This is a genomic window from Sphingobacterium olei (genome assembly GCF_005048855.1).
Lineage (GTDB): Bacteria > Bacteroidota > Bacteroidia > Sphingobacteriales > Sphingobacteriaceae > Sphingobacterium > Sphingobacterium olei.
The window spans coordinates 385,547-398,701 of sequence record NZ_SUME01000002.1; the positions used below are offsets into that span (position 1 = coordinate 385,547).

A 13,155-nucleotide genomic window follows, 5' to 3' on the forward strand; every position below is an offset into this window, starting at 1 on the left:
ATTGTTTATAAAATATTCTTTTCAAAATAAAATAGATCATGTCACAAAAAGAGATTTTAAATACCGAAAAAGCACCCGCTGCTATCGGCCCTTACAATCAGGCCATCAAAGCCGATAAAACATTATATGTATCCGGTCAGATTCCGTTGATTCCGGAAACGATGGAATTGGTAACTTCAGGCGTGGCAGACGAAACACATCAGGTATTGAAGAATGTAGAAGCTATTCTGAAAAACGTAGGATATGGATTTGAAGATGTGGTGAAGGCTTCGATTTTTCTGAGCGACATGGGCGATTTCGCTACGGTTAACGAGGTGTATGCCCAATACTTTAATGCCGCACAGCCGGCACGCGAATGTGTAGCGGTAAAAACACTCCCCAAGAACGTAAATGTAGAAATATCGGTTATTGCCTGGAAAGCGTAGTGAAAAAAGAAATACAACAATCGGAAAGCCGCGGAAAGTACTTCTTAGCGGCTTTTTTAGCACCCCTTATTTGGGGGTTTATGTCTATTGCCATTCGATGGGTAAAAAATTACCCTGCTGAAGATATACTTTATTACAGAATCCTCACGGCATTAGTTATCCTGTGGAGTTTTATCTTAGTTTTCCGTAGATCTGTAATGCATACGGACATAATCCACTATCGATCGTTGCAGCCCACGGAAAAGAAAAGAATTATTTCGTTGACCTTGCTTGCGTCTGTCCTGATATTCGGAAACTGGTTTGCATATATCTATGCCGTTAATCACGTTAGTATACAATCCGCAGCTTTTGCCTATTTGATTTGTCCCCTACTAACAGCCGTTTCGGCCTATATCCTGCTGAAAGAGCAATTGTCGGCGGTCAAAAAAGTAGCATTATTATTAGCTATGATCAGTGTGGGAATGCTTGCTTCGGGTTCGATAACCGAAGTAATATGGTCTATTTCAGTAGGTTTGTTGTATGCATTGTATTTGGTCATTCAGCGCGTAGCACAGGGGTTTGATAAACTCAATGTACTCGCTGTTCAGCTATTCATCTGTGCTGTATTCGTCATTCCTAAGTTGATCTTCAATCAGCACAGCATCCCCGATTCCGCTACTTTTTGGATTACCATCCTCGTCATTGCCGTGCTATTTACGATTATTCCACTTTATATGAGTATGTATGCATTAACAAAAATTTCTTCGACCACCACAGGTGTACTTCTTTATATTAATCCATTGATCGCGTTTACCTTAGCCGTTATTTATTTTAAAGAAATCGTCGACCCCCATAAATATATCGCCTATGCCATTATTGCGCTTGCCATCATACTTTTCAATTGGCAAACCGTAAAGCGGTTATCTAAAAAATAGTTTAACTTCCCGGATTTGCAAAAAGTTAGCACCTCATTTTGTCATGCCTTGATTTAAGAATAGCGACCGATTGTTCCATTTCGGAGTCATTTAAATGACCAAATCCCAAACGCATAGCCGTCACTTTAGCGTTTTGATACAGTAAGGTTTTGGGAATAAAAAGATCATCCTGGATACAGCTATTGGCAAACTTCAACAACGAGAACGGAACATTCCATTCTGTCCACAGGGCCAGTCCTCCTGTGGGCTTTTTAAAAGACACCACTTCGGGGAGCAAATCCACTAATAATTCGCAAAACAGATCACGCCTTTCACGATAGACCTTAAGTGACTTTTTCAAATGACGATTGATATCTCCTTCTTCGATCATTTCCCCTAAAGCCTGCTCCATAATAATATCTCCTTGCCGATCTATAATCCCGAGATATTTCCTCATCTCACACATTAAATTATACGGAGCCACCACAAAACCTGTTCTAAAACCGGGAGCCAATGATTTGCCAAAAGCCCCGATATAGATGACCATCCCCTGTGTATCTGCACTCGCCAGAGGCATTACGGCAGATTGTTCATATTGAAAATCGTAATCATGATCGTCTTCTATAATCACAAATCCATATTCACTCGCCAATTGTAATAAAGCTATTCTACGCTGCGCACTTAAGGTAACCGTGGTAGGGTAATGATGATGCGGGGTAATATAAATCAACCGAATGGAACCCGGTTCAAAATTATCCCTGATATAGTCTACCTGAATCCCCTGATCATCTATCGGTATAATCTGTATACGGGCGCCAGATTTCTGAAACACCATATTGGCAGAAAAGAAACTCAATTCGCCTACAAGCACCAGATCGCCGGTAGTAATCAACAATTGAGAGATAATATATAAACTCATTTCTGTACTTCGGGTAATTAACACATTTTCTTGTGTGATGTGCAATCCCCTTGAAAGATTGAGATAGGTGCTCAATTGTGCTTTGAAATACTCGCTTCCTTCTTGATTGTACATGCCTAACTTTTTACGATTACTTTTACGTTTCATCGTTGCACTATAAATACGGGATAGATTATGCATCTGCATGAGCCGGATATCCGGAACACCATCATTAAACCCGTAGCTACAGTGTGAATACTCAAAAGGACTGTCCAATATATTTGATTTGCTGAAAAAATAACCCGTCTTTTCAGGATATTTTGCCAACGATACCGGCATATCCGAGGTTTTGACCGCTAATCCACCTTCTTCGGGATTAATCACAAAAGTACCTTTGTTGGGACAGACTTCGACCCAGCCCTGTGCTTCTAGTTCTGCATATATTGCTGTCACTGTCTTGCGATGAACCTGTAGGACATCGCTCAGACTCCGCGTACCCGGAAGCCTAGAGCCTATCAACAAATGACCTCGTTGAATGGCATTAATGATCTGCTGGGCCGCCTGTATATAAACAGGGCTCGATGCATTCCTGTCTAACTGGATAAAACTCAAAAAAGGTAAATCAACCGGACTACTCATATTATAAAAACTGGCACACTCGAATTAGCCGGAAAGATACGACTTTTGCCAAAACTAAAACAAGAACACGATAAAGTTCTATAGAAACAACTTAAAACACAATCCTTACAATGTTAAAAAAGTCAATACTATTTTGTTCTCTTATCAGTCCTTTGATTTCTATCGGGCAGGAAACTACGGTTGATTCCACGGTGTTACATGAAGTCATCATATCTGAAAACAGGTTACAAACACCATTCAATAAAAATGTACGAAACATACAAATCATTACGAAGCAGGAGATTGACCGCCTTCCCGTAAAATCCATTAATGAAGTTCTTAGTTTTATTGGTGGGGTAGATATACGACAACGCGGACCATTCGGAGCACAGGCTGACATCAGTATAGATGGCGGTTCGTTCGAGCAGGTCTTGGTGCTGGTTAACGGAATAAAAGTTTCCGATCCGCAAACAGCCCACCATTCGATGAATATTCCTGTATCCATAGAAAACATCGAACGGATCGAAATTCTACGAGGTCCCGCTGCTCGGATATACGGTATCAATGCGCTCACGGGGGCTGTAAATATAGTGACGACAAAACCCGAACAGTCCAGTATTTCGGCTCATGCCTATGCCGGTTCATCTTTTGAGGAGAAGGAGGAAAATGATGGCGAAGGATTATATTGGGGGGGCGGCCTACAGGTAGGGGGCAATCTTGCGTTCAATACGCATCAGCACATCGTCTCTATTAGCAACGATAAATATAACGGACAACGTTACAACAGCAGTACAGAAAACACTAAACTATTCTATCAAGGCAGGTTACAGATCGACGAGCGGAATGCGTTGGACTTAACCGCGGGGTACCTTTACAATGAATTTGGCGCCAACGGTTTTTATGCCGCTCCCGGCGACAGGGAATCCTATGAAATTGTAGAAACAAAATTAGTTGGTATCTCATCAAGTCATCAAATCAGCGATAGGTTTAGTCTGCGCCCCCGCGTGAGCTATCGCTATAATGCGGATGATTACCGCTATTTTCGACACGATTTAAATACCGCACGGTCTCAACATCATACGGATGTGCTATCAGCAGAGGTAAATTCGATCTGGAATACTTCCGTTGGCGACGTTGGATTTGGTTTGGAAAGCCGCTCAGAAGAGATCAGCAGTACGAACATCGGCGATCATCACCGATATAATCATGGCGTGTATGCAGAGTTTAAGACCGAACGCATCAAAAACATGATCTGGAATGTCGGAAGTTACCTGAATTACAATACCCAATACGGATGGCAGGTTTTTCCGGGTGTAGATGTGGGCTATCTATTCCATCCCAGATGGAAATTGGCTTTCAACATCGGATCAAGTCAACGCATCCCCTCTTTTACCGATCTATATCTGGACCAACGCTCAGCAACAGGTGGAAACATCGGAAACCCTGATCTGGAATCGGAAAATGCCTGGCAATATGAATTTTCCCTGCTCTACAAGAAATCTAATCTTGAATTGCAAACAGGATATTTTTACAGGGATATTTCTGGATTTATAGATCGGATAAGAGCATCTGTAGATGAGCCTTATGAACCATTCAATTTTGGCAACAATAAAATGCAGGGATTAAATTTCAGAGCCAGTCAGGCGGTACCGATTCATACCAGATCGCGATTCCACTACACATTAAGCTACAACTTTTTGACTCCGGTAAGTACGGTAAGATCTGAGGGGATGGATTCAAAATACAGCCTCGAAAGCCTGAAGCATCAATTGATGCTCAGGACCACGTATACACAAAATCAACTGAGTGTAAGCTTCAATAACAGGCTGTTGAAGAGAGAACAGAAGGCTGCCTATTTGATATCAGACCTGCGGATTGGATATGATTTGTCCAAACTCTCCTTCTATACCGATATTACCAACCTTTTCAATCAATCGTACATCGAAACAGCCGCCGTGCCTATGCCAAGAAGATGGTTTGCACTCGGAGCGAAATACAGATTGCCGATACTGTAGCATAATCGAGATTATTTTCGTTATGTTACGGATACCCATAAGTAGGAGATTAGGCTGTAAACCATAAAAAAAAGATGATGAAAAGTATATTGTTTGTTGTTGTATTCACAGTGATCAGTCTTACGGCTTGTGAAAAGAGTAATTCGCAAATGCAAGGTGTTGACGAAAAAAACCTAACAGAACTTCGCGCTCAAATATCAGATATTGTTGATACGTCTAAATGCATCTATGCAGAAAACTGGAATTTTACTGCTATCGGCAGAAAAGCTTGCGGAGGCCCCAAAGGCTACATTGCGTATCCCAATACAATAGACATTGAAGCTTTTTTAAAACTTGTACAAGAATACAATAAAGCCGAAAATGACTACAACAAAAAATATAATATTGTGTCAGACTGTATGTACGTCATGCCTCCTAAAGAAGTAACCTGTGACAATGGCAAACCTATTTTAGCTTACGAAGGCGGACAATTGTAAATCCGGTAATTTGATATCGGATCTCCCATACAAAATTCTTAAATTAGCCATTCAATAGAATGGCTAATTTAAGTTTAATTACCCCTATAGAATATCTCAAAGGTGTAGGCCCCCAAAAGGCGGATGTACTCAAAAAAGAGCTGCAGGTATTCACTATTGGCGATTTATTACTGTATTACCCTTTCCGCTATATTGACCGGACAAAATTCTATAAAATACAACAGCTTCATCCCGATTTAGTCGGGGCACAGGTATTAGGGAGATTAATCAGTCTTCAGGAAGTGGGTGAGAAACGATCACGCAGGTTAGTCGGCCAGCTTAGGGATGATACCGGTATGATAGAGTTGGTGTGGTTTCAAAGTATTACTTGGTTAAAGAAAAACCTAAAAATTGGTTCCGCATACATTATCTACGGCAAACCAATAGAATTCAACGGACAGCTATCCATTACACATCCGGAGATGGATCTTTACAACTCCCAGGAGAAGAAAGTAGGGAACATGAGCATGCAACCCGTGTATTCTTCTACTGAAAAGCTTAAAAAATTCAGTCTTGATACGAAAGGCCTCCAGCGCCTGCAACAAACTGCTCTAGAAACCGTTTTTCGCACACTTCAAGAAAGTTTACCAAACTATATCTTGGAACGCCATCAGCTGCTTCCCTATCCACAGGCATTGGTGGCTATCCATTTTCCACAGCATGTGAATGACTTGAATGCAGCGACCAAAAGACTTAAGTTTGAAGAGTTATTTTTTATTCAGCTGCGTTTATTACGCAACAAACAACTCAATACGCAAAAATATAAGGGGCATCGATTTGATCGGGTTGGAGATAAGTTCAATACCTTTTTTACCAAAAGACTACCCTTTCCGCTTACGAACGCCCAAAAGCGCGTTGTAAAAGAGATTAGACTGGACACCAACACCGGATCGCAGATGAATCGACTGGTGCAGGGAGACGTAGGATCCGGTAAAACAGTGGTTGCTTTGATGTCCATGTTGCTTGCCGTAGACAATGGTTACCAGGCCTGCATGATGGCACCTACCGAGATACTAGCTAATCAGCACTATATTGGGCTAAAAGAACTGCTCGGCGAAGATATCTGTACGATCAAATTATTGACGGGATCCACCTCAGCAAAAGAACGTCGCATACTACATCGAGAACTGGAGGAAGGTACGCTTGATATTCTAATTGGGACACATGCACTGATAGAAGACAAAGTAAAATTCAAAAATATAGGTTTTGTAGTAATCGATGAGCAGCACCGATTTGGAGTAGAGCAACGCGCCAAACTTTGGCGCAAAAACGCCATTCCACCACATATGCTCGTGATGACCGCAACACCTATCCCCCGTACATTGGCAATGACATTATATGGCGATCTGGATATTTCGATTATTGATGAACTGCCTGCCGGACGGAAGCCCATAAAGACGGTTCATTTTTTTGAAAGTTCACGTTTGCGCATGTTCGGCTTTATGCGTGATGAAATCGCTAAAGGAAGGCAAGTTTATGTCGTATTTCCATTGATCAAGGAGAGCGAAAAACTAGATCTGCTGTATCTGGAAGCCGGATTAGAAAATCTACAGCGTGAGTTTCCATTGCCTCAATACAAAATCAGCATCGTACACGGAAAGATGCCAGTAAAAGACAAAGACTTTGAAATGCAACGATTTGTCAAAGGTGAAACCCAAATTATGGTGGCGACTACAGTAATAGAGGTAGGCGTTAATGTTCCGAATGCGTCGGTTATGGTGATCGAGAATTCCGAACGGTTTGGTCTTTCGCAATTGCATCAGCTACGGGGTCGCGTAGGCCGCGGCGCGGAGCAATCATATTGCATACTCATGTCGGGAAACAAATTAAGCAAAGATGGCCGTCAACGCTTACAGACAATGGTCCGCACCAATGATGGATTTGAAATCGCAGAAGTTGATCTTCGATTGCGTGGACCCGGTGATATTTCCGGAACACAACAATCCGGTGTACTAGATATGAAGATCGCAAATCTAGCCAGTGATCAAGCTGTGCTGACAGAAGCTCGCGCAACTGTAATAGAGATATTCAACGAAGATCCGTCACTTTCTTCCGAAAAAAACAGATTGCTGGTTGATTACTTCAACCGACGCTCTCCTCTTTTCAATTGGGATAAAATCTCTTAAAAAACAATTACCTTTGCAGTATTGTTAATTTAAAGAGAAAATAGCATTAAATGGCAAAAACGAAAATATACGACACCGCAATAAAGCCTGAGACAGCAGTTTTGGTCTCTGTAATAACACCCCATGTATCCGAAGATACAGCAAAAGAATACTTAGAAGAACTCGCTTTTTTGGTGGAAACCGCCGGAGGCGAAACGAAAGGTATTTTCACCCAAAAACTAGCTTATCCGGATCGCGCCACTTTTGTTGGCAGCGGAAAACTAGAGGAAATTAAAAATTTTATAGATGCTGAAGAAATAGATATTGTCGTATTTGATGACGAATTATCTCCATCTCAGTTACGCAATATTGAGAAATTTCTCAACATAAAAGTGCTCGATCGCTCGAACCTGATTCTGGACATCTTTGCAAAACATGCCCAGACTGCCCAAGCAAAAACACAGGTAGAACTGGCGCAACTACAATACTTATTACCGCGCTTGACGAGACTCTGGACCCACTTGGAACGCCAGCGGGGCGGTATTGGTATGCGCGGCCCAGGTGAAAGTCAGATTGAAAGTGATAGACGGATGATCTTAGATAAGATATCCTTATTTAAAGAGCGGCTCAAACAAATCGACAAACAAAACGAAACCCAACGCAAAAATCGTGGCGAGATGATTCGTGTAGCATTGGTAGGATATACAAACGTAGGTAAATCGACCATTATGAACATGATTTCAAAATCGGAAGTCTTGATTGAAAATAAGCTGTTTGCTACGCTTGATACGACCGTACGTAAAGTCGTGATTGATAACTTACCTTTCCTACTATCGGATACTGTTGGTTTTATCCGCAAATTGCCCCATCACCTTGTCGAGTGTTTCAAATCCACATTGGACGAAGTGCGTGAAGCAGATATCTTAATACATGTAGCAGATATTTCTCATCCTCATTTTGAGGATCACATCCATGCAGTGAATGAAACTTTGAAAGATTTAGATGCATTAGATAAACCTGTGATTACAGTATTCAATAAAATTGATGCATACAAACCTCCCATTGAAATCGATGAAGACGGAGAAGAAATTAAGGTTACCTTAGAAGATTTTAAAAACTCCTGGATGGCTAAGAATTCAGACCCTGCTATATTTATTTCAGCTACAGATAAAACAAACATTGAAGAGTTCAAAACAAAGCTATACGAAATCATTGTGAAAATGCATAATGAGCGCTATCCATATAACAATTTATTGTATTAATGCTATCGGTGGGTAGATGGTATCTACAGACCTTACGTCGCCGACTCAGAAATTCGCCGAATTAATAATTTAGGCAAATCGTATTAAGAAGCAGTTGTTTACATTGAATCAAAAATTAAAAGACCTACAGCTTTAAAATGAACAAAAAAGTACAGTTTATTGATTGGGGATTGGTAGATTACCAAGAAGGATGGACTATGCAAGAGGATATATTTGCAAAGTCTCTTGCTATAAAACATGATAATAGAATAAACGATACACAGGCTCCTACTCCTAATTATTTGATTTTTACAGAACATCCTCATGTATACACGCTTGGCAAATCAGGAAAGCCCGAAAATTTACTACTGGATGAGGCGGGCTTGAAAGCAAAGCAGGCTACATATTATAAAATAAATCGCGGAGGCGACATCACCTACCATGGCCCCGGACAAATTGTAGGATATCCTATATTGGATTTGGATAATTTTTTTACGGACATACATTTATATCTGCGTACGCTAGAGGAGGCCGTTATTTTAACTTTGGGAGATTACGGCATCGCAGCGGGTCGTTATTCTGGATATACAGGTGTATGGCTTGATCCCAACAACGATAAAGCCCGTAAAATTTGTGCAATGGGTGTGCGTGCATCCAGGTGGGTCACCATGCATGGTTTTGCCTTTAACGTCAACACTGACCTGGATTATTTTGGAAATATTGTACCATGTGGAATAGACGACAAAGATGTAACGTCCATGGCAAGAGAACTGGGATATAAACTGGATATGGCGAAAGTAAAAGAAACATTAAAAAACCACATAACCTCCCTGTTTGGGATGGAATTAGCTTAGTTTTCTTTTTTTAAAAGGAGAGGGTAACAAACATTAGATTGTGATGATACATAATAAACAATTTGTAAACATTAAAATTGATTATCATGAAAACATTAGCTACAATCAAATTATTCGCAGTAGCAAGTTTGCTCTTTATTAACATCTCTTGTAAAAAAGAACAAGAAACCATGCGATTCGCTGCACCTAATGCGGCCAATTTTCAAAGTCTACGTAATAAAGCATTACATGACCTCACACAAAACAAAACGTTTAAGGCAGAAGATGGCGTAGTATTTACATCTACTAAAGGAACAACAGTAACCATCCACGCGAGTTGTCTAGAAGATTCTGAGGGCAACCCAATCACCGGAGAAGTACAACTTTCTTTCGTCGAAATCTACGATAAAGGAAATATGGTTGTCACCAATAAGCCTGTAATGGGACGGAATCAAGATGGCGATTTATTACCTTTAGTAACAGGTGGAGAGTTTGATATTCGAATAACGCAAGGTAATAAAATTCTAAAGCCAAGATGCAGCTACAATGTAACGGTTCCTGCTAACTTGACCGGAGACTTAGATTATGGTATGATTTTATGGCAAGGTAACATCAATGCAGATGGCAACTTGGAATGGGATAACGGAGATAACGCAGGAGGTCAAGAGCAAGGCTTAAGAGCCGATGAAAAAACAAACTCATATAACATTTGGAACGGTCAATTTGGCTGGACTAACGTAGATCGTTTTTATAGTCATACTGGCCCTAAAACACAGATTAAAGTCGTCGTACCAAACGCTTACAATAATGAAAATTCCGCGGTATACCTTGCTTACGAAGATCAACCCAATCTACTTGCTCAATTAGATACATACAATCAGGCGGAGAAATTCTTTTCCGAACACTACGGTTTCGTTCCTGTTGGCATCAAACTACATGTGATTTTCACGTCAGAAAGCAATGGTTCTATTGCCTATGCGATCAAAGAAGTAACAATTGCAGACAACTCGGTGATCAATATCAATGAAAGCGAACTTAATACGGCGTCGCAGTCCCAACTAGTCGCATTAATTAACGCGTTAAATTAATAACGAGGGCATTTAAAAAGTTCATCGCCTTCAAAAAACCCATCATTGCGAGGAAGAATGACGACCACGAAGCAGCTCCGAAGGAAACCAATCTGCGCTTTTTAACATCCTCGTCATTGCCTATCTACGGTAGGTAATGACGAGGATGTTATACTTTTTGCCCCCTTATGCACCGATTTGCCGAAGTTGCAATATATCTTCCAAATAAAACATATCGGTTTCCTGATACCGTGTTGCAATGGAGAACTTGATATGATCACAATGTGGTAGAAAGATTTGTTCCACAAGTTCTACGGTATTATTTTGTTCTGAAAGATGTCCTAAAATAAGATGTTTCAGTCGAGAAGATCGATACTGTAAAAACAGTTCCAATGACGTTTTATTTGAAATATGTCCCCATCCACTACGGATGCGATTTTTAAGATAATAAGAATAACGTCCTCCCTCCAGCATTTCTTCATCGTAGTTACTTTCTAATAATAACACGTCGGAATGTTGAATGACGTGCTTTACATTATCACAGCCGCGACCTAAATCCGTCATAATACTCACATTTGTCGATCCATCTGTGACGACGAAACTACAGGGTTCTTTTGCATCGTGAAACTTCGGGATTCCAAGCACGGAGATTTCACCGATGTTAATTCGTGCATTCGCAGCGATAATATGCACTAAATGAGCGGGCAGATGAAGCCGGGATCCCTGACATGTACCAGCGGTCCAATATACCGGAATCTGATATCGCTTGCAAAAAACCGAGAGACCTCGTATATGGTCGGAATGTTCATGTGTAATAAAAACAGCTTTGATCCGTGATGGATCTATTCCCAAATTACCCATTCGCAATTCGATATGTTTGGTATTAATACCGACATCAATCAACACAGCATCTTCTCCCTTTGCTACATAATAACAATTTCCATTACTTCCAGAAGCGATTGCACAATATTTCATTTTTATACACAAACTTATATTAAATTGTCTTGTTAACTAACATTGTATTACTACAAACTGCCACTAACATTCTGGCAAACTCAACGGAACCTTAATCGCTAGTCCACCATCAGCCGTTTCTTTGTACTTTACATTCATATCTTGCGCCGTATCCCACATGGTACTTACGACTGCATCCAAACTTACCTTTGCCTTGTCAGGATTGGATTGCAGAGCCAACTGAGCTGCAGTAATCGCTTTTATGGCTCCCATTGTGTTACGCTCAATGCAGGGAATCTGTACTAAACCACCGATAGGGTCGCAGGTTAAACCAAGATGATGTTCCATAGCTATCTCCGCCGCCATCAATACTTGCCGTTGTGAACCACCCAAACATTCTGTCAGCGCACCTGCCGCCATGGCCGAAGAAACTCCAATCTCTGCTTGACAGCCTCCCATCGCTGCAGAAATCGTAGCTCCCTTCTTGAAAATAGAACCTATCTCTGAAGCCGTCGCAATGAATTGTATAATCTTATTCTCGTCATATGCATCATAAAATGTAATATAATATTGTAAGACAGCTGGGATTACACCGGCCGCTCCATTGGTTGGCGCGGTAACTACTCTTCCAAAAGAAGCATTCTCTTCATTCACCGCCAGGGCAAAACAACTAACGCAATCCAATATATAACCAAAATCTTTACCTCCTTCACGGATGGCTTTAATCCAGGTATCATAGCTGTCGTAGGTTCTGTCTTTTGTAATCCGTTTACTCAATTTAGCTGCCCGACGTTCAACGTTCAAGCCTCCCGGCAAAATTCCCGAACTATGACATCCCTTATAAATACACTCTTTTATCGCATTGAAAATCTGCAAAACACCTGTTCTTGTATCTTCCTCTGGTCTCCATGCTAATTCGTTTTCGAGAACTAGCTCCGATATTTTCAATCCGGTCTTCATGCACCAAACCATGAGCTCCTGCGCTGTATCTATCGGAAAAGGTAAATCTATCTCCGATAACACGCCCTGAGAGTCATTTTCTTGGATAACGAAGCCACCACCTATGGAATAATAGGTTTCCGAAATCGCTTTACCATCTTTCAAAAATGCCTGAAAGGTAAGCGCATTAGGATGAAATGGTAGACTTTCGTGATATAAAAACAAGAGATGATCGACATAGAGAAAGCTTATTTGATGCTCACCAGCTAATAGCAGTGTCTTGCTGGACTTGATTTGCTCGATTTTAGGCATCACTTGAGACACATCAAAGGTAACCGGATCATCTCCACTAAGGCCAAGCAACACGGCTATGTCTGTACCGTGACCGACACCGGTTTTCGCCAAAGATCCGTAAAGCAAGACATTCACTTGTTCTACATTCTCTAACATGTTTTTGTCTTTCAAAACTTTTACAAATCGCTCTGCCGCCCGCCACGGTCCTAACGTATGTGAACTGGAAGGTCCAATACCGATTTTGAACATGTCAAATATGGAAATTTGTTCTTTAGCCATTCTCGTATTTAAGTTTCACAAACTTAAAGAGAATAAACCAAACAAATAATTGTTCTTGAAAAAACCTTTATAATTTGCC

The 13,155-nt window shown here is 40.9% G+C and carries 11 protein-coding genes; 8 read left to right on the top strand and 3 right to left on the bottom strand.

Annotation, left to right across the window (positions count from 1 at the left end; genetic code table 11):
* Positions 1–38 precede the first annotated feature (38 nt).
* Positions 39–425, top strand: a complete 387-nt coding sequence (locus tag FAZ15_RS05945; protein ID WP_136900396.1) for a RidA family protein — start codon at positions 39–41, stop codon at positions 423–425.
* On the top strand, positions 425–1,339 hold the full coding sequence (locus tag FAZ15_RS05950; RefSeq protein WP_136900397.1) for an EamA family transporter: 915 nt from the start codon (positions 425–427) through the stop codon (positions 1,337–1,339). The genes FAZ15_RS05945 and FAZ15_RS05950 overlap by 1 nt, the downstream gene beginning before the upstream one ends.
* A gap of 25 nt (positions 1,340–1,364) precedes the next feature.
* On the opposite strand, the gene FAZ15_RS05955 is transcribed toward FAZ15_RS05950, so the two are convergent.
* Positions 1,365–2,855, bottom strand: a complete 1,491-nt coding sequence (locus FAZ15_RS05955; RefSeq protein ID WP_136900398.1) for an aminotransferase-like domain-containing protein — start codon at positions 2,853–2,855, stop codon at positions 1,365–1,367.
* A gap of 110 nt (positions 2,856–2,965) precedes the next feature.
* On the opposite strand from FAZ15_RS05955, the gene FAZ15_RS05960 reads away from it, so the two are divergent.
* The 6 genes from FAZ15_RS05960 (at position 2,966) to FAZ15_RS05985 (ending at position 10,631) form a co-directional block, all read left to right on the top strand.
* Positions 2,966–4,849 carry a TonB-dependent receptor plug domain-containing protein gene (locus FAZ15_RS05960; protein ID WP_136900399.1) on the top strand — a complete coding sequence of 628 codons (1,884 nt, stop codon included), beginning with the start codon at positions 2,966–2,968 and terminating at the stop codon, positions 4,847–4,849.
* Positions 4,850–4,923: 74 nt separating this feature from the next.
* A complete protein-coding gene (locus FAZ15_RS05965) occupies positions 4,924–5,325 on the top strand; it encodes a hypothetical protein (protein ID WP_136900400.1) in 402 nt (133 codons plus the stop codon).
* Positions 5,326–5,384: 59 nt separating this feature from the next.
* Positions 5,385–7,490 carry an ATP-dependent DNA helicase RecG gene (gene recG / locus FAZ15_RS05970; RefSeq protein ID WP_136900401.1) on the top strand — a complete coding sequence of 702 codons (2,106 nt, stop codon included), beginning with the start codon at positions 5,385–5,387 and terminating at the stop codon, positions 7,488–7,490.
* Positions 7,491–7,540: 50 nt separating this feature from the next.
* Complete coding sequence (hflX, locus tag FAZ15_RS05975) at positions 7,541–8,731, top strand: GTPase HflX (RefSeq protein WP_136900402.1); 1,191 nt, start codon at positions 7,541–7,543, stop codon at positions 8,729–8,731.
* 137 nt (positions 8,732–8,868) lie between these two features.
* Positions 8,869–9,564 (top strand): lipoyl(octanoyl) transferase LipB, encoded by a 696-nt coding sequence (lipB, locus tag FAZ15_RS05980; protein WP_136900403.1) that lies wholly within the window; start codon positions 8,869–8,871, stop codon positions 9,562–9,564.
* Between the two features lie 86 nt (positions 9,565–9,650).
* Positions 9,651–10,631 carry a hypothetical protein gene (locus tag FAZ15_RS05985; RefSeq protein ID WP_136900404.1) on the top strand — a complete coding sequence of 327 codons (981 nt, stop codon included), beginning with the start codon at positions 9,651–9,653 and terminating at the stop codon, positions 10,629–10,631.
* 165 nt (positions 10,632–10,796) lie between these two features.
* Here the strand turns inward: FAZ15_RS05985 and FAZ15_RS05990 are convergent, their stop codons facing one another.
* Complete coding sequence (locus tag FAZ15_RS05990; RefSeq protein WP_136900405.1) at positions 10,797–11,585, bottom strand: MBL fold metallo-hydrolase; 789 nt, start codon at positions 11,583–11,585, stop codon at positions 10,797–10,799.
* 63 nt (positions 11,586–11,648) lie between these two features.
* Positions 11,649–13,076 (bottom strand): L-serine ammonia-lyase, encoded by a 1,428-nt coding sequence (locus tag FAZ15_RS05995; RefSeq protein WP_136900406.1) that lies wholly within the window; start codon positions 13,074–13,076, stop codon positions 11,649–11,651.
* Between the last annotated feature and the right edge of the window lie 79 nt (positions 13,077–13,155).

Coding starts and splice junctions, on each gene's coding strand:
- FAZ15_RS05945 (WP_136900396.1), top strand. CDS start 39: ATGTCACAAAAAGAGATTTTAAATACCGAAAAAGCACCCGCTGCTATC.
- FAZ15_RS05955 (WP_136900398.1), bottom strand. CDS start 2,855: ATGAGTAGTCCGGTTGATTTACCTTTTTTGAGTTTTATCCAGTTAGAC.
- FAZ15_RS05960 (WP_136900399.1), top strand. CDS start 2,966: ATGTTAAAAAAGTCAATACTATTTTGTTCTCTTATCAGTCCTTTGATT.
- FAZ15_RS05965 (WP_136900400.1), top strand. CDS start 4,924: ATGATGAAAAGTATATTGTTTGTTGTTGTATTCACAGTGATCAGTCTT.
- recG (WP_136900401.1), top strand. CDS start 5,385: ATGGCTAATTTAAGTTTAATTACCCCTATAGAATATCTCAAAGGTGTA.
- hflX (WP_136900402.1), top strand. CDS start 7,541: ATGGCAAAAACGAAAATATACGACACCGCAATAAAGCCTGAGACAGCA.
- lipB (WP_136900403.1), top strand. CDS start 8,869: ATGAACAAAAAAGTACAGTTTATTGATTGGGGATTGGTAGATTACCAA.
- FAZ15_RS05985 (WP_136900404.1), top strand. CDS start 9,651: ATGAAAACATTAGCTACAATCAAATTATTCGCAGTAGCAAGTTTGCTC.
- FAZ15_RS05990 (WP_136900405.1), bottom strand. CDS start 11,585: ATGAAATATTGTGCAATCGCTTCTGGAAGTAATGGAAATTGTTATTAT.
- FAZ15_RS05995 (WP_136900406.1), bottom strand. CDS start 13,076: ATGGCTAAAGAACAAATTTCCATATTTGACATGTTCAAAATCGGTATT.